General features: G+C 69.4%; 12 protein-coding genes, 1 pseudogene and 2 riboswitches. Of the genes and pseudogenes, 10 read left to right on the top strand and 3 right to left on the bottom strand.

The window, feature by feature from the left end; all coding sequences use genetic code 11:
* Positions 1-67 precede the first annotated feature (67 nt).
* Positions 68-2,155 carry a UvrD-helicase domain-containing protein gene (locus tag WJ12_RS00775; RefSeq protein WP_034188132.1) on the bottom strand — a complete coding sequence of 696 codons (2,088 nt, stop codon included), beginning with the start codon at positions 2,153-2,155 and terminating at the stop codon, positions 68-70.
* Between the two features lie 310 nt (positions 2,156-2,465).
* On the opposite strand from WJ12_RS00775, the gene WJ12_RS00770 reads away from it, so the two are divergent.
* From WJ12_RS00770 to WJ12_RS00735, 8 genes are all read left to right on the top strand, one after another.
* Positions 2,466-3,173, top strand: coding sequence for an SGNH/GDSL hydrolase family protein (locus WJ12_RS00770; RefSeq protein WP_059559425.1), 708 nt, complete (start codon positions 2,466-2,468; stop codon positions 3,171-3,173).
* 234 nt (positions 3,174-3,407) lie between these two features.
* Positions 3,408-4,460, top strand: coding sequence for an oxidoreductase (locus tag WJ12_RS00765; protein WP_059559428.1), 1,053 nt, complete (start codon positions 3,408-3,410; stop codon positions 4,458-4,460).
* A 201-nt stretch (positions 4,461-4,661) separates the two neighbouring features.
* A complete protein-coding gene (locus tag WJ12_RS00760; protein ID WP_034188135.1) occupies positions 4,662-5,030 on the top strand; it encodes a hypothetical protein in 369 nt (122 codons plus the stop codon).
* Between the two features lie 121 nt (positions 5,031-5,151).
* A riboswitch (glycine riboswitch) is annotated at positions 5,152-5,254 on the top strand.
* Between the two features lie 34 nt (positions 5,255-5,288).
* Positions 5,289-5,422: riboswitch (glycine riboswitch) on the top strand.
* An 82-nt stretch (positions 5,423-5,504) separates the two neighbouring features.
* A complete protein-coding gene (gene gcvT / locus WJ12_RS00755; protein ID WP_034188136.1) occupies positions 5,505-6,623 on the top strand; it encodes a glycine cleavage system aminomethyltransferase GcvT in 1,119 nt (372 codons plus the stop codon).
* A gap of 117 nt (positions 6,624-6,740) precedes the next feature.
* Positions 6,741-7,121, top strand: coding sequence for a glycine cleavage system protein GcvH (gene gcvH / locus WJ12_RS00750; protein WP_034188137.1), 381 nt, complete (start codon positions 6,741-6,743; stop codon positions 7,119-7,121).
* Positions 7,122-7,179: 58 nt separating this feature from the next.
* A complete protein-coding gene (gene gcvP, locus WJ12_RS00745; protein ID WP_059559430.1) occupies positions 7,180-10,107 on the top strand; it encodes an aminomethyl-transferring glycine dehydrogenase in 2,928 nt (975 codons plus the stop codon).
* 151 nt (positions 10,108-10,258) lie between these two features.
* Entirely contained in the window at positions 10,259-11,401 is a 1,143-nt protein-coding gene (locus tag WJ12_RS00740; protein WP_034188244.1) for an alginate lyase family protein, read from the top strand.
* 30 nt (positions 11,402-11,431) lie between these two features.
* A complete protein-coding gene (locus tag WJ12_RS00735; RefSeq protein WP_034188139.1) occupies positions 11,432-12,820 on the top strand; it encodes an L-serine ammonia-lyase in 1,389 nt (462 codons plus the stop codon).
* Between the two features lie 66 nt (positions 12,821-12,886).
* Here the strand turns inward: WJ12_RS00735 and WJ12_RS00730 are convergent.
* Together WJ12_RS00730 and WJ12_RS00725 are read right to left on the bottom strand one after the other, a co-directional pair.
* A pseudogene (locus tag WJ12_RS00730) lies at positions 12,887-13,009 on the bottom strand (VapC toxin family PIN domain ribonuclease); the annotation flags it as partial.
* Between the two features lie 73 nt (positions 13,010-13,082).
* Positions 13,083-13,367 (bottom strand): type II toxin-antitoxin system RelE/ParE family toxin, encoded by a 285-nt coding sequence (locus tag WJ12_RS00725; RefSeq protein ID WP_059559433.1) that lies wholly within the window; start codon positions 13,365-13,367, stop codon positions 13,083-13,085.
* 90 nt (positions 13,368-13,457) lie between these two features.
* Between WJ12_RS00725 and WJ12_RS00720 the strand changes: the two genes are divergently transcribed.
* Both WJ12_RS00720 and WJ12_RS00715 read left to right on the top strand, forming a co-directional pair.
* Entirely contained in the window at positions 13,458-15,161 is a 1,704-nt protein-coding gene (locus tag WJ12_RS00720) for a thiamine pyrophosphate-binding protein (RefSeq protein ID WP_059559435.1), read from the top strand.
* Positions 15,158-16,252: a glycosyltransferase family 9 protein gene (locus WJ12_RS00715; RefSeq protein ID WP_059559438.1), complete on the top strand. Its 1,095-nt coding sequence runs from the start codon at positions 15,158-15,160 to the stop codon at positions 16,250-16,252. Before WJ12_RS00720 ends, WJ12_RS00715 begins: the two co-directional genes overlap by 4 nt.
* Positions 16,253-16,258 lie beyond the last annotated feature (6 nt).

Raw genomic sequence — 16,258 nt, 5'->3', positions numbered from 1 at the left:
GTAAAAAACCCCCGCGACGCACACGCATCGCGGGGGTTTTGTCTTTCCGGTCCGCCGGACTACCGCATTACTTCTGCAGCAGCGCCTTCAGGCTCGCGAGCCGGTCCTTCGGCGACATCGGCGCTTCTTCCGGCGTCGGCGGCGGCGCTTCGTCGAGCCCCATCTCCGGGATGAAACGCGACGGCTCGCACACGACCGTCTCGCGGGCCCGCTTGCGCTTCTTGCACCAGTTCAGGTGCAGGCTGCGCTGCGCGCGCGTGATCGCGACGTACATCAGCCGGCGCTCCTCCTCGATCCGCTCGCTGTCGATCGGGCCGTCGTCCTCGCTGCCGCCGCGGTGCGGCATGATGCCTTCCTCGACGCCGACCAGGAACACGTGCGGATACTCGAGCCCCTTCGATGCATGGACGGTCGACAGCCGCACCGCGTCCGGATCCTCGTCCTTGCCCTCGAGCATCGACATCAGCGCGACGGTCTGGATCAGGCCGAGCAGGTTCTTGCCCGTATCGGCGAGCCCGTCCGCGTTGTGGAAGCCTTCGGCCTCGCCGTCGACGGCTTCCGTCTCGGGCTTGGTGCCCTTGCGCTTCAGCCATTCGAGGAATTCGAGCACGTTCTGCCACTTCGACTGCGCCTGCCGCTCGTCGAACGCGTCGTACAGGTACGCCTCGTAGTGGATCGCCTCCATCATGTCGTCGAGCACGACGGTCGCGGGCTCCTTGTCCGCGCGCTCGGTCAGGCGCTGGATGAAGTCGCAGAACATCCGCAACGGCTCGACCTGGCGCGCCGACAGCCGCGCCTCGATCCCGCCCATGTACACGGCCTCGAACAGCGACACCTTTGCCTGCCCCGCGAACGAGCCGAGCGCCTCGAGCGTCGTGTTGCCGATTCCGCGGCGCGGCGTCGTGACCGCGCGGATGAACGCGGGATCGTCGTCGGCGTTCGCGATCAGCCGCAGGTAGGCGCACAGATCCTTGATCTCGGCCTTGTCGAAGAACGACTGGCCGCCCGACAGCACGTACGGGATCCGCTCGCGCCGCAGTACCTGCTCGAAGATGCGCGCCTGGAAGTTGCCGCGGTACAGGATCGCGTAGTCGCGGAACTGCGCGCGCCGCTCGAACTTGTGCGCCGACAGCCGGAACACGACCGATTCGGCCTCGTGCTCCTCGTCGTTGCACGGCGTGACGGTGATCGAATCGCCCATCCCGTGCTCGGACCACAGCTTCTTCTCGAACAGCTTCGGGTTGTTCGCGATCACGTTGTTCGCGGCGGTCAGGATCCGCACCGTCGACCGGTAGTTCTGCTCGAGCTTGATCACGTGCAACTTCGGGAAATCCTTGCCGAGCTGCGCGAGGTTCTCGAGCGTCGCGCCGCGCCAGCCGTAGATCGCCTGGTCGTCGTCGCCGACCGCCGTGAACGCGGCGCGCGGGCCGGCGAGCAGCTTCAGCAGCTCGTACTGGCACGCGTTGGTGTCCTGGTACTCGTCGATCAGCAGGTAGCGCAGCTTGTTCTGCCAGCGGTCGCGCACCTGCTCGTTCTTCGCGAACAGCTCGGCCGGCAGGCGGATCAGGTCGTCGAAGTCGACCGCCTGGTACGCGTGCAGCGTCGCGACGTAGTTGCGGTAGACCAGCGCGGCCTGGTGCTCGTCCTCGTTCGCCGCGATCGCCATCGCCTCGTCGGGCATGATCAGGCCGTTCTTCCACAGCGAGATGATGCTCTGGATCTTGCGGATCAGCCCCTTGTCGGTCGTGCCGAGCTGCTCCTGGATCATCCCGAAGCAGTCGTCCGAATCCATGATCGAGAACTGCGGCTTCAGCCCGACGTGCTCGGCCTCCTGGCGCAGGATCTGCACGCCCAGCGAATGGAACGTGCAGACGGTGAGCTGGTTGACGGGCACCTTGCGGCCTTCCTTGCCGGGCGTGGTGAGCGTCTTGCCCTCGAGCAGCTTCGACACGCGCTCGCGCATTTCGGCCGCCGCCTTGTTCGTGAACGTGACGGCGGCAATATGGCGCGGCTCGAAGCCTTTCGCTTCGATCAGGTGCGCGATCTTCTGCGTGATCACGCGGGTCTTGCCGCTGCCCGCGCCGGCGAGCACGAGACAGGGACCGTCGAGGTAGCGCACCGCTTCGTTCTGGGCGGGATTGAGGCCTGCGGACATGATGACGGATGGTGTTGCGGTTGACGGCGGAACGCCGGGAGGATGCCGTGCGCGACAGGCTGGCGAAGCAGGCGGACACGCGGGCAGGACGCGCATGTTAACACGTCGGCGGCGCGCATTTCGGGCGGGCCGCCGGACGGGGCCGCGCGGGCTTGCCGGGCGGGCACCCCCTGTCCGTCCGGCGCGGTCGTCCCTGCCCGTTCGGCCAATCCGGCCCCGTTCGCGCGGCGATCGGACACAATACCTACTCCCCGGCGCCACCCGCGCCGGTCCGATTTCATTCGTCTGAACCAACCACCGGATCGACCTCATGGGCTACCCGTTCGCCACCGCCGCCCTCGGCCCGCTGCTGTTCGCGCAGGGGTGCTACGTGCGGCGCGTCACGCCGCGGCTGCCCGAAGCGGCCGGCCCGCGCGACGGCGTGGCCGGCGACGGCCCGCCGCTGCGCGTGCTGGTGGTCGGCGATTCGGCCGCCGCGGGCGTCGGCGTCGCCACGCAGCGCGACGCGCTCGCCGGGCAACTGGCGCACGCGCTGGCGGCCACGCACCGCGTGAGCTGGAAGCTGCTCGCGCGCACGGGCCTCACCACCCGGGAGCTCGTCGAGTGGCTCGCCGCCGAGCCGGCCGAGCCGTTCGACGTGGCCGTCACGTCGCTCGGCGTCAACGACGTGACGGGCGGCGTGGCGCCCGCGCGCTGGCTGGCGCAGCAGGCCGAGCTGGTGCGGCTGCTCGCCGCCCGCTTCCGGGTCGGGCACGCGATCCTGTCGGCGGTGCCGCCGATGGAGCGCTTCCCGGCGCTGCCGCAGCCGCTCGCGTGGTATCTCGGGCTGCGCGCGAAGCGGCTCAATGCGGCGCTCGCCGGCTGGGCCGGCACGCAGCCGCACTGCACGTTCCTGCGGGTCGACCTGCCGCTCGAGCGCCACCTGATGGCCGCCGACGGCTTCCATCCCGGTGAAGCCGCGTGCGCGGCGTGGGCTTCTCAGGTCGCAACGGCCGTGCGGCAACGGGCAGCCGCATGACGCGGTGTGTGGGCCGCACGCCGCCCGTTCACCGCTCAGCCGGGCAGCCCGCGATGCCGCGCGCGGCGCACGGCCTCGCGCAAAATGCCGGCCTTCCTTGCGCATGTGCTGCGTCGCGTCGCGCATTTCGCCCAACGTGCCTGTGCAAGCGGCGGCGCCATGCCAAAATAGCCGGTCGTCTTCGCGCCGTTTCGGCGCGCCATCCTTTAGTTTCCTTCGCAGCCAGGAATTGCCATGTCGTCATTGCTCAGGATTGGTTTGATGGGTTTCGGTTTCGCCGGCGCGACGTTTCACGCGCCGGTGATCGCCACGAGCGGCCGCACTGAAGTCGCCGCGATCGCGACGGGGCAGCCCGATCGCGCGCAGGCCGCGTATCCGGGCGCGCGCGTGGTCCCCGACCTCGACACGCTGCTCGGCCTCGACGATATCGAGTGCGTGGTGATCGCCACGCCGAACGACACGCACTTCACGCTCGCACGCCAGGTGCTCGAGGCCGGCCGCCACGTGGTCGTCGACAAGCCCGTCACGCTCACCGCCGACGAGGCGCTCGCGCTCGCGCGGCTCGCGAACGCGCGCAGCCGGCTGTTCGCGCCGTTTCACAACCGCCGCTGGGACGGCGATTTCCTCACCGTGCGCGACATCGTCAAATCGGGCGAGCTCGGCCGCCTCACCTATTTCGCGTCGCACTTCGACCGTTTCCGGCCGACGCCGCGCACGCGCTGGCGCGAGGAACCGGCCCGCGGCGGCGGCCTGCTGCTCGACCTCGGCCCGCACCTGATCGATCAGGCGCTCGCGCTGTTCGGCCTGCCGGAAACGGTGAGCGCGACCGTCAAGACGCGCCGCGACGATGGCACCGCGCCCGATTTCGTCCACCTGCTGCTCGGTTATCCGGACAAGGAGGTCGCGCTGCATGCGAGCGCGCTGTCGGCGATCGAGCCCGCGCGCTTCACGCTGCACGGCACGCGCGGCAGCTACCAGAAGTTCGGGCTCGACACGCAGGAAGACCAGCTCAAGGCCGGTCTCACCGCGGACGACGTCGAATTCGGCGGCGGCAACCCGCCCGGCCTGCTGCGCGTGCTCGACGGCGACGTCGAGGTCGAGCGCCCGATCCCGACCCTCGACGGCCAGTACGCTGAGTTCTACCGCGCGCTCGCGGCGTCGATCCGCGACGGCGCGCCGTTCCCCATCACCGCGCAGGACGCCGTCGACGTGATGACCGTCATCGAGCTTGCCGCGCAAAGCGAGCACGACGGCCGCCGGGTACCATTCGTGCGCCGCGCCATCTGACGGGCCGCCGGCCGGGCCGGCGCCTGCCCAGCCGCAGTCGCCCTCCCGCGTCGTTCGCGGGCAGCGGCCCTGCGCGGGCCGCCCCGCCGGCACGGTCCGGAACATTCCGTTACAAATGGTGCGGGAACGAAAGTCAGCGGTCATCCGGTCTGACGCGTTTCTCAAAAAGTCGATCCGACACCAAACCGTCAGGAGAATGTGATGCAACGGTTGATTCGCGCAGCGGCATGCTGCGTCCTGGTTTCCACGCTCGCGGCCTGTATCGTGCAGCCGCAGCGACCGGTCCGGCAGGCACCGCCGCCTCCGCCGCGACCGAATCCGCAGGTCGTCGCGAACGACCGCATGCAGGAGGTCCAGGGCCGGATCGACAACCTGCACCGCCGGATCGACGCGCGCGTCAACAACGGCTACTACCCGCCGCCGTACGGCGCGCAACTGCACCACCGCCTCGACGTGATCCGCCAGGAAGCGAACGACATGTCGGCCCAGCATAACGGCGGCCTGTCCGGCGACGAGCAGCGCGTGCTGAACCAGGAACTCGACACCGCCGCACGCGCGATCGGCGAGTAATCCCGGCAGCGCCGCCCCTTCCCGGTGTCGGCGAAAGCGGCGGCCCCTCACGCCGCCGCTTGTCGCGAAGCGACATTATTTTGCCCAAATTGACAATGCCCATCTGCTCGCGTACAGTCGCCCGCACGCGTCGGGAGAGCGTGTAACCGGGTGGTTTCGACACCGGTTGCGCCGCCGAAGGGGCACACCCGCAAACTCTCAGGCAAAAGGACCGACCGCGTCGGGGAATCGCGTCCGCGCACTGCGCGGGCCATACGCTCCCCGCACTCTGGAGAGCGGCAGTAGCCCGCAGCGCACTGGTTGCGCGGGCAGGCTGCCCACCGAAGGGGCGCGCGCCGGCCGGGCTTTGCCCGCCGCGCAATCTCTCAGGTATCGAGGACAGAGGGGCATGTACCGGATCGCTCGGGCCATCGGCCGCGGCGGTCGGCACATGGCCGTTCTGATCCGCGCGCAAGCGCCTTGCCTGAGGCCTCGATGACTGCACTGAATCACACCCCGCTCAACGCCGCGCACCGCGCGCTCAATGCCCGCATGGTCGACTTCGGCGGCTGGGACATGCCCGTCAACTACGGCTCGCAGATCGAAGAACACGCAGCCGTGCGCACCGACGCCGGCATGTTCGACGTGTCGCACATGTGCGTGATCGATTTCACCGGCAGCCGCGTGCGCGCGTTCTTCGAGCACGCGATCGCAAACAACGTCGGCAAGCTCAAGACGCCCGGCAAGGCGCTTTACTCGTGCCTGCTCAACCCGCAGGGCGGCGTCATCGACGACCTGATCGTCTATTACTTCACCGAGGAATTCTTCCGCGTCGTCGTCAATGCCGGCACGGCCGAGAAAGACATCGCGTGGTTCAACCAGCTGAACGAGCAAGGCGGCTTCGGTCTCACGATCGCGCCGCGCCGCGACTTCGCGATCGTCGCCGTACAGGGTCCGAACGCGCGCGAAAAGGTGTGGACGACGGTGCCTTCCGCACGCGCCGCGACCAGCGAGCTGAAGCCGTTCAACGCCGCGCAGGTCGCCGGCACGCCGTTCGGCGACCTCACCATCGCCCGCACCGGCTATACCGGTGAAGACGGTTTCGAAGTGATCGTCCCGGCCGTACACGTCGAAGCGCTGTGGGCCGCGCTGCAGCAAAACGGCGTGCGTCCGTGCGGGCTCGGCGCGCGCGACACGCTGCGCCTGGAGGCCGGCATGAACCTGTACGGCCAGGACATGGACGACACCGTCTCCCCGCTCGACGCGGGCCTCGCGTGGACGGTCGACCTCACCGCGCCGCGCGACTTCGTCGGCCGCGCCGCACTGGAAGCCAACGGCACCCGCGCCGCGTTCGTCGGCCTGATCCTGCAGAAGGAAAACGGCAAGGCGGGCGGCGTGCTGCGCGCGCACCAGAAGGTCGTCACGCCGCACGGCGAAGGCGAGATCACGAGCGGCACGTTCTCGCCGTCGATGCAGGAATCGATCGCGTTCGCGCGCGTGCCGGCCGCCGTCCAGATCGGCGACCTGATCCAGGTGCAAATTCGAGACAAGAATCTTCCCGCGCGCGTGGTAAAACTGCCGTTCGTACGCAACGGCAAGGTCCTCGCTGCGTAACGGCCGGGAGGCCTGCCTCCCGGTAAGCCGGGAGATGGCACCCGGCGCAACCCTACCCGGCGTGCCATGGCGGCGCGCCAGAAGAACGAATCACACCCTTTTATCCAGGAGCAACCGATGAGCAACGTCCCGGCCGAGCTGAAATACACCGACGAACACGAGTGGATCCGCACCGAGGCAGACGGCACGCTGACGGTCGGCATCACCGATCACGCGCAGAACACGCTTGGCGACATCGTGTTCCTCGAACTGCCGGCAGTCGGCAAGCAAGTGAAGGAAGGCGATGCCGTCGGCGTCGTCGAGTCGGTGAAGGCGGCATCCGACATCTACTCGCCGGTGTCCGGCGAAATCATCGCCATCAACGAAGAAGCCACCGACGCACCGGAAGCAGTGAACAGCGACGCGTACGGCGTGTGGCTCTTCAAGATCAAGCTCGCGGCCGGCGCATCGACCGACAAGCTGATCGACGCAGCCGCCTACGGCAAGCTGATCGACTAATTTCCCTACCCGAACCGCGTGGCGCCGGCCTCGGCCCGCGCGGGACCAGAGTCACGCCATGAAGCTCGAACACCCGGACCGCCTGATGAACCGCACGCCCCTCTCGCTCGCCGCGCTCGAAACGCACGACGCGTTCGCCGAACGCCACATCGGCCCCGACGCCGCCAGCCAGCAGGCCATGCTCGACACGCTCGGCTTCGCGTCGCGCGCCGCCCTGATCGACGCCGTGATCCCGGCCTCGATCCGCCGCGCCGAAACGCTGCCGCTCGGCCCGTTCGCGCAGCCGAAGAGCGAGGCCGAAGCGCTCGCCGCGCTGCGGGTTCTCGCGGACAAGAACCAGGTGTTCCGCTCGTATATCGGTCAGGGTTACCACGACACGCACACGCCGGCCGTGATCCTGCGCAACGTGCTCGAAAACCCGGCGTGGTACACGGCCTACACGCCGTACCAGCCTGAAATTTCCCAGGGCCGCCTCGAGGCGCTCCTGAACTTCCAGCAGATGGTCGCCGACCTGACGGGCCTCGCGATCTCGAACGCGTCGCTGCTCGATGAAGCGACCGCCGCGGCCGAAGCGATGACGCTGCTGCAGCGCACCGGCAAGCCGGCGTCGAACGTGTTCTACGTCGCCGACGACGTGCTGCCGCAAACGCTCGAAGTGATCCGCACGCGCGCGCTGCCGGTCGGCATCGAGGTCAGGACGGGCCCGGCCGCCGACGCGGCGCAGGCGAACGCATTCGGCGTGCTGCTGCAATACCCGGGCGTGAACGGCGACGTGCGCGACTACCGCGCGCTCACCGAAGCGATCCATGCGGCCGGCGGCCACGTGGTCGTCGCGGCCGACCTGCTCGCGCTGACCGTGCTGACGCCGCCCGGCGAATGGGGCGCGGACGTCGCGATCGGCAACACGCAGCGCTTCGGCGTGCCGATGGGCTTCGGCGGCCCGCACGCCGCCTATCTCGCGGTGCGCGACGAATTCAAGCGCCAGATGCCGGGCCGCCTCGTCGGCGTGACGGTCGACGCACAGGGCAAGCCCGCGCTGCGCCTCGCGCTGCAGACGCGCGAACAGCACATCCGCCGCGAGAAGGCGACGTCGAACGTGTGTACCGCGCAGGCGCTGCTCGCGATCATGGCCAGCATGTACGCGGTCTACCACGGCCCGCACGGCCTGAAGACGATCGCGCTGCGCGTGAACCGCATCGCGGCGCTCTTCGCCGCCGGCGTGAAGCAGCTCGGCTTCGCGACCGTCAACGACACGTTCTTCGACACGCTGACGGTCGACACCGGCGCGCGCACCGCGCAGGTCCATGAATTCGCGAAAGCCAAGCGCATCAACCTGCGCCGCGTGAGCGACACGCAAGTCGGCGTGTCGGTCGACGAAACCACGACGCGCGACGACCTCGCCGACCTGCTCGACGTGTTCGCGCAGGCCGCGGGCGGCACCGCACCGGCCGTCGACGCGCTGGACGCGGGCCTCGCCGGCGTCGCCGCGCTGCCGGCCGGCCTCGAGCGCACGAGCGCGTACCTGACGCACCACGTGTTCAACCGCCACCATTCCGAAACCGAAATGCTGCGCTACCTGCGCAGCCTGTCGGACAAGGATCTCGCGCTCGACCGCTCGATGATCCCGCTCGGCTCGTGCACGATGAAGCTGAACGCGACGTCGGAAATGCTGCCCGTCACGTGGCCCGAGTTCGGCGGCATCCATCCGTTCGCACCGGCCGAGCAGACCGTCGGCTACCGCGAGATGATCGACCAACTCGAGCAGATGCTCGTCGCGGCCACCGGCTACGCGGCCGTGTCGCTGCAACCGAACGCCGGCTCGCAGGGCGAGTACGCGGGCCTGCTGATCATCCACGCGTACCACGCATCGCGCGGCGAAGCGCATCGCGACGTGTGCCTGATCCCGGCATCCGCGCACGGCACGAACCCGGCGTCGGCGCACATGGCCGGCATGAAGGTCGTGGTCGTCGCCTGCGACGCCCAGGGCAACGTCGACATCGCCGACCTGAAGGCGAAGGCCGAAGCACATTCGAAGGACCTCGCGGCGATCATGATCACGTATCCGTCGACGCACGGCGTGTTCGAGCAGAACGTCCGCGAGATCTGCGAGATCGTGCACGCGCACGGCGGCCAGGTGTACGTCGACGGCGCGAACATGAACGCGATGGTCGGCCTGACCGCGCCGGGCCAGTTCGGCGGCGACGTGTCGCACCTGAACCTGCACAAGACCTTCTGCATCCCGCACGGCGGCGGCGGCCCGGGCGTCGGCCCGGTCGCGGTCGGCGCGCACCTCGCGAAGTTCCTGCCGAACCAGCGTTCGACCGGCTATGCGCGCGGCGAAGAAGGCATCGGCGCGGTGTCGGCCGCCCCGTACGGCTCGGCGTCGATCCTGCCGATCTCGTGGATGTACATCGCGATGATGGGCGCGAAGAACCTGACCGCCGCGACGGAAACCGCGATCCTCAACGCGAACTACATCGCGAAGCGCCTCGCGCCCCACTACCCGGTGCTGTATTCGGGCCCGGGCGGGCTGGTCGCGCACGAGTGCATTCTCGACCTGCGCCCGATCAAGGAGTCGAGCGGCATCAGCGTCGACGACGTCGCGAAGCGCCTGATGGACTACGGCTTCCACGCGCCGACGATGAGCTTCCCGGTGCCGGGCACGCTGATGGTCGAGCCGACCGAATCGGAATCGCAGGAAGAACTCGACCGCTTCATCGCCGCGATGATCGCGATCCGCGAGGAAATCCGCGCGGTCGAGGAAGGCCGCGCCGATCGCGAGGACAACCCGCTGCGTCACGCGCCGCATACGGCGGCCGTCGTCACCGCGAACGAATGGCCGCACGCGTACTCGCGCGAGCAGGCTGCGTACCCGGTCGCGTCGCTCGGCACGAACAAGTACTGGCCGCCGGTCGGCCGCGCGGACAACGCGTACGGCGACCGCAACCTGTTCTGCTCGTGCGTGCCGATGTCGGAATACGCGTAACGCACGCCAGCCCCGGCGCCGCCCGACCATGACCGCACCGCACGCAACCCGGGGTTGCGTGCGGTTTTTGCGTTCGCCGGGCGAACCGGTTCACGTTCCCCCGCCAATCCGGCTAACATCACACGCGATCCAGCCAATGAAGGAGTTCCGCATGGTGCGTCCGATGTTTCCGGGCCATGGTGCAAACAGGACGCGGCCGCACGCGCGTGCCGGTCGTTTCGTGCCGATGCTCGTCGCCTCGCTGTCGCTTGCCGCCGCCGGCCTCGGCGCGTCCGGCGGGGCGCGCGCGGCGATGAATTTCTGCGCGGCGCCGGCGCTGCAGGCGAGCGAGACGACGCAGGCCGAGCCGGGCGTGCAGGCGCTGATCCGCAGCGTCGACGCGCGCATCGGCGAGCAGCCGAAGGCGATGGCGCGCGTGCACACCGAGGGCACGCTGCCGCACGAAGGCATCTACGACCAGAGTGCGGCCGCGCTGAAGGACATGGACCTGATGCGCGACGCGGCGCTCGCGTGGCGCGTGACGAACGCGCCGCGCTACCTGCAGCTCGTCGACCGCTTCCTGTCCGCGTGGGTCTCGACCTACCAGCCGAGCTTCAATCCGATCGACGAAACGCGCTTCGAGAGCCTGATCGTCGCGTACGACATGACCGCGAGCGCGCTGCCGGTAAAAACGCGCAACGCGACGGCCGCGTTCATCGCGAAGCTCGGCGCCGGCTACGTCGCGCAGATCGACGCGCAGAAGCGCCCGCTCACCGGCACCTGGCGCAACAACTGGCAGAGCCACCGGATCAAGCTGATCGCGCTGTCCGCGTTCACGCTCGGCGACCGCAAGATGATGAACGCCGCGCAACGGCTGTTCGTCGAGCATCTCGCCGACAACATCGGCCCGGACGGCAAGACATGGGACTTCGAGGAACGCGATGCGCTGCATTACGCGGTCTACGACCTGCAGCCGCTGGTGACGGCCGCGCTCGCCGCGCGCCGCTTCAACCGCAACTGGCTGCGCGAACGCGGCGCGAACGGCGCGACGCTCGCGGCGGCGCTCGACTGGCTCGTGCCGTACGCGCTCGGCGAGAAGACCCACGAGGAATTCGTGAATTCGCCGGTGCCGTTCGACGCGAAGCGCCGCGAGGCCGGCTTGCCGGGCTACACGGGGCAGTGGGACCCGAAAAACGCCACCGAACTCTTCCATCTGGCCGCGCGGCTCGACGGGCGCTATGCCCGCGTCGCGCAGCAGCTTTCCCCAACACCGCCCGCATGGCTCGCCGCGTGCCTGCCATTGCAGGCGCGCTAGCACTACTCTTAAAGCAAGGCAGGTATCGAAATGGCAGTCAGCGTGTTTGACCTCTTCAAGATCGGCATCGGTCCGTCCAGTTCGCACACGGTCGGGCCGATGCGCGCGGCGCTGATGTTCGTCCAGGGCCTCGAGCGCGACGGGCTGCTCGACGCGACGGCCCACGTGAAGGTCGAGCTGTACGGCTCGCTCGGCGCGACCGGCAAGGGCCACGGCACCGACCGCGGCGTGATGCTCGGCCTGCTCGGCGACGCGCCCGACACCGTCGATCCCGACACGATCGACGCGCGGCTGGAAGACGTCCGCCAGTCGAAGAAACTCGCGCTGCTCGGCACGCATCCGGTGCCGTTCGTGCTGAAGGAGAACATCGCGTTCTACCGCCAGGCGCTGCCCGAGCATCCGAACGGGATGAAGCTGCGCGCGAGCGACGCGAACGGCGCGGTACTGGTCGAGCGCACCTACCTGTCGGTCGGCGGCGGCTTCGTCGTGACGGCCGGCGCGCCGAACACGAAGGTGCTGAGTGCGGCCGAGCAGATGACGCACCCGTTCCGCACCGGCGCCGAGCTGCTCGCGCTGACCGCGTCGACCGGCAAGTCGATCGCGCAGCTGATGTGGGAAAACGAGCGCGCGTGGCACACCGAGGAAGAAACGCGCGACGGGCTGCTGAAGATCTGGGCCGTGATGCAATCGTGCGTGTCGCGCGGCTGCGGGATCGGCAACCCCGACGCCGACGGCAACCTGCCCGGCCCGTTCCAGGTCAAGCGCCGCGCGCCGCAACTGTACCGCACGCTGACCGGCAGCCCGGAGCGCGCGCTGCAGGATCCGCTGTCGATGATCGACTGGATCAACCTGTACGCGATCGCGGTCAACGAGGAAAACGCGGCCGGCGGCCGCGTGGTCACCGCGCCGACCAACGGTGCGGCCGGCATCATCCCGGCCGTGCTGCACTACTACACGCGCTTCACGCCCGGCGCGAACGAGCAAGGCGTGATCGACTTCCTGCTGACGGCCGCCGCGATCGGCATTCTGTACAAGCTCAACGCGTCGATCTCGGGCGCGGAAGTCGGCTGCCAGGGCGAAGTGGGTGTCGCGTGCTCGATGGCGGCCGGCGCGCTCGCGGCCGTGCTCGGCGGCACGCCGCAGCAGGTCGAGAACGCGGCCGAGATCGGCATGGAACACAACCTCGGCCTCACCTGCGACCCGGTCGGCGGGATGGTGCAGATCCCGTGCATCGAGCGCAACGCGATGGCGTCGGTGAAGGCCGTCAATGCGGCGCGCATGGCGCTGCGCGGCGACGGCTCGCACTACGTGTCGCTCGACTCCGTGATCAAGACGATGCGCGAGACCGGCGCCGACATGAAGACGAAGTACAAGGAAACGTCGCGCGGCGGGCTGGCGGTGAACATCGTCGAGTGCTGATGCGGGTTCCGGCGGCCACGCGGGTCACGATGTCCCGCATGGCCGCCGGGCGCTAACGGGCGTGCATCAGTCGTTCAACCCGTTCTCGAGCCGCAAGCCCGGATAACCGGCGAAGTCCCGCTCGTTGTGGGTCACGAGCACGACGTCGAGCGGCACAGCGTGAGCGGCGATCGGTTTGTCGGGATGATCTTCTTCCGCTCGCGGGCGGGGTTCATGCACACCGCGACAGGCTCGATGCAAGCCATGTATCCGCATGACGCCATCACGGCCACTGTCGTCGCGCATGCAACACGCGAAGAATTGCCACGATGTGCTCGGTGGGTCGAATGCGATAGACGAGCACATGGTTCGGCGCAATCACCAGTTCGCGCGTACTTGCCACGCGCCCTCGCCGATACAGTTCCGCGCGCGCCGGCAACGCCGCTGCCTTCTCCTCCAGCAGTTCGTCCAGTTCGAGCGCGGCCAGCGGATCGTCCTGGCCGATATGGTCCATGATCGCGGCGCGATCCTCGCGCGCCTTGGGATTCCAGTACAGCGCGAGGGTCAAGCAGCGCCACCCCGCTTGCCCGCGGCACTTTTCAGCGCCCGGCCAACGGGCGTAAGCTGTACGTCCCGCTACCCAGGGAGACGGCAGCCCATGTCGCATGCCAAGGATCTCGAGCCGCGCGCCACCACCGGTGCGCGACTGCTCGTCGATGCGTTGCTCGCCAATCACGTCGAACGCGTCTTCTGCGTGCCGGGCGAAAGCTTCCTCGCCGTACTCGATGCGCTGGCGGACGACACCGCGCGCATCCAGACGGTCGTCTGCCGTCACGAGGCGGCCGCCGCGAACATGGCCGAAGCGGTCGGCAAGCTGACCGGCCGTCCCGGCATCGCATTCGTCACGCGCGGGCCCGGCGCGACCCATGCGTCGATCGGCGTGCACACCGCGTTCCAGGATTCGACGCCGATGATCCTGTTCGTCGGCCAATGCGCACGCGAGCACCTCGACCGCGAAGCCTTCCAGGAAATCGACTACCGCCGGATGTTCGGCCAGATGGCGAAATGGGTCGCGCAGATCGACGACCCGCGCCGCCTCCCCGAATACCTGAGCCATGCGTTTCACGTCGCGACGTCGGGCCGGCCCGGCCCGGTCGTGCTCGCGCTGCCGGAGGACGTGCTGTCCGAAGCGTGCGCGTCCCAACCCGTCGTGCCGGCCGCGAAACGCGTCGCGGCCGCGCCGTCGGCCGCGCAGCTCGACGAGCTGCGCGAGCGGCTCGCGCGCGCGGAGCGGCCGTTCGCGATCGTCGGCGGCAGCGGCTGGACGCCCGACGCGTGCGCGAACCTGCGCACCTTCGTCGAACGCTGGCAACTGCCGGTCGCGTGCGCGTTCCGCTTCCAGGACACGATCGACAACGCGCACCCGAACTACGCGGGCGACGTCGGCCTCGGGATCAACCCTGCGCTCGCGAAGCGCATCCGCGACGCCGACCTGCTGCTCGTGATCGGGCCGCGCCTCGGCGAAGCCACGACCGGCGGCTATACGCTGCTCGACATCCCGAAAACGCGCCAGACGCTGATCCACGTGCACCAGGGCGCCGACGAACTCGGCCGCGTGTATGCGGCCGACCTGCCGATCGTGTCGGGAATGCCCGAGATCGCCGCGCCGCTTGCCGCGCTCGAGCCGCCCGACCGTCCGGCATGGGCCGGCGCGGCCGCCGACGCCCATCGCGCGTACCGCGAATGGCATGCGCCGCTGCCGATGCCCGGCGACGTCCAGCTCGGCGACGTGATGGTGCAGTTGCGCGAGCGCCTGCCGCACGACGCGATCCTGACCAACGGCGCCGGCAACTATGCGATCTGGCTGCATCGCCACTTCGCGTACCGGCACTTCCGTTCGCAGCTCGCGCCGACCAGCGGCGCGATGGGCTACGGGCTGCCGGCCGCGCTCGCCGCGAAGTCGCTGTACCCGTCGCGCGCGGTCGTCGCGCTGGCGGGCGACGGCTGCTTCATGATGGCCGGCAACGAACTCGCGACCGCGATGCAGTACGGGCTGAACATCGTCGCGATCGTCGTCAACAACGGGCATTTCGGCACGATCCGCATGCATCAGGAGCGCAACTATCCGGGCCGCGTGCACGGCACGGGGCTCACGAATCCCGATTTCGCCGCCTATGCGCGTGCATTCGGCGCGCATGGCGAGACGGTCGAGCGCACCGCCGAATTCGCGCCCGCGCTCGAGCGCGCGCTGACCTGCGGGTTGCCCGCGGTGATCGAGATCCGCATCCCGCAGGACGCCAGCACGCCGGCCGCGACGCTCGAACAGATCCGCGAGCAAGGCCGCCGGGCGCGCGGCGGGTGACGGTGGACACGCACACCGCGCCGCCCGGCGCCGGGCTGTCGCATGAGGACGCGCTGGCCTGCCCCGGCACGCTGCTCGCGCCCGACGGCGCGCTCGTCGCGCCGTACGACCTCGAGTCCGGCAACCTGCGTGCCGACGGCCACGTGCCGGCCGCGCCCGCGCTCGGCCTGCTGCACGCCGCGCATCGGCCGTTCCGGCTCGATTACGACGACGCGCGGCACGTGCACGTGATCAACGGAATGGGCGTCACGCTCGGCGATTCGGTGATCGGGCTGACGGCCGTCGCCGCGCTGCGTGCGGCCCACCCGGGCCTGCGTTTCACGCTGTACCGGCCGGCCCGCGCGCCGCGCTATGTCGACACGCTGTATGCGCTCGCGGCCGACGTCGTCGCGCCGTCGCGCACGCTGCCGTGCCCGGTCGACGCGCTGCCCGCCGATGCGCCATGCATCGACGTCGGCAATCACCTGTACTGGCCCGCATTCGCGCGGCTGCCGATGATCGATTTCTTCCTGGATGCGCTCGGCGTCGACCCGGCCGCCGTACCGGCCGCCGCGAAGCGCAACCGCTGGCTCGCCCGGCTGCCGCTGCCCGCGCTGCCGGCCGCGTGGCAGCGGCCGTACGTCCTGTTCTGCCCGAACGCGAGCACCGCCGTGCGCAGCGTGCCGCCCGCGCTGCGCGCGGCATTCGTGGATCGGCTCGTGCAGCGCTACGGGCTGCCGGTGGCCGGTTTCGGCCCGGTCGCGCATCCCCACTACGTCGACGTGAGCGGCGACGCCACCGACACCGCGCGCTTCATCTCGTGGGTCAAGGGCGCCCGCCTGCTGTTCGCGCCCGACACGGCCGCCTTGCATCTCGCCGACGGTTTCGACGTGCCGACGCTCGCGTGCTTCACGACGATCGGGCCGGCGCTGCGCGTGCGCGACTATCCGCATTGCGTACCGGTCGAACTCGAATTGCCGGCCGAATTGCGCGGGCTGCACCGCAGCGAGCGGCCGGACGATCTCGCGGCGGTCGAAGCCGCTTACCGGAACGTCGACTGGGATGGGCTGCCGTGGCCCGCACCGCGCGATGCGGCGGCGGCCACCGGATAAGGAACC

This window comes from Burkholderia seminalis (assembly GCF_001718535.1).
GTDB lineage: Bacteria > Pseudomonadota > Gammaproteobacteria > Burkholderiales > Burkholderiaceae > Burkholderia > Burkholderia seminalis.
This window is presented reverse-complemented; position numbering and strand designations above follow the sequence as displayed.

Excerpts from the sequence above, each read along its gene's own strand:
- WJ12_RS00775 (WP_034188132.1), bottom strand. The coding sequence starts at position 2,155 with ATGTCCGCAGGCCTCAATCCCGCCCAGAACGAAGCGGTGCGCTACCTC.
- WJ12_RS00770 (WP_059559425.1), top strand. The coding sequence starts at position 2,466 with ATGGGCTACCCGTTCGCCACCGCCGCCCTCGGCCCGCTGCTGTTCGCG.
- WJ12_RS00765 (WP_059559428.1), top strand. The coding sequence starts at position 3,408 with ATGTCGTCATTGCTCAGGATTGGTTTGATGGGTTTCGGTTTCGCCGGC.
- WJ12_RS00760 (WP_034188135.1), top strand. The coding sequence starts at position 4,662 with ATGCAACGGTTGATTCGCGCAGCGGCATGCTGCGTCCTGGTTTCCACG.
- gcvT (WP_034188136.1), top strand. The coding sequence starts at position 5,505 with ATGACTGCACTGAATCACACCCCGCTCAACGCCGCGCACCGCGCGCTC.
- gcvH (WP_034188137.1), top strand. The coding sequence starts at position 6,741 with ATGAGCAACGTCCCGGCCGAGCTGAAATACACCGACGAACACGAGTGG.
- gcvP (WP_059559430.1), top strand. The coding sequence starts at position 7,180 with ATGAAGCTCGAACACCCGGACCGCCTGATGAACCGCACGCCCCTCTCG.
- WJ12_RS00740 (WP_034188244.1), top strand. The coding sequence starts at position 10,259 with ATGGTGCGTCCGATGTTTCCGGGCCATGGTGCAAACAGGACGCGGCCG.
- WJ12_RS00735 (WP_034188139.1), top strand. The coding sequence starts at position 11,432 with ATGGCAGTCAGCGTGTTTGACCTCTTCAAGATCGGCATCGGTCCGTCC.
- WJ12_RS00720 (WP_059559435.1), top strand. The coding sequence starts at position 13,458 with ATGTCGCATGCCAAGGATCTCGAGCCGCGCGCCACCACCGGTGCGCGA.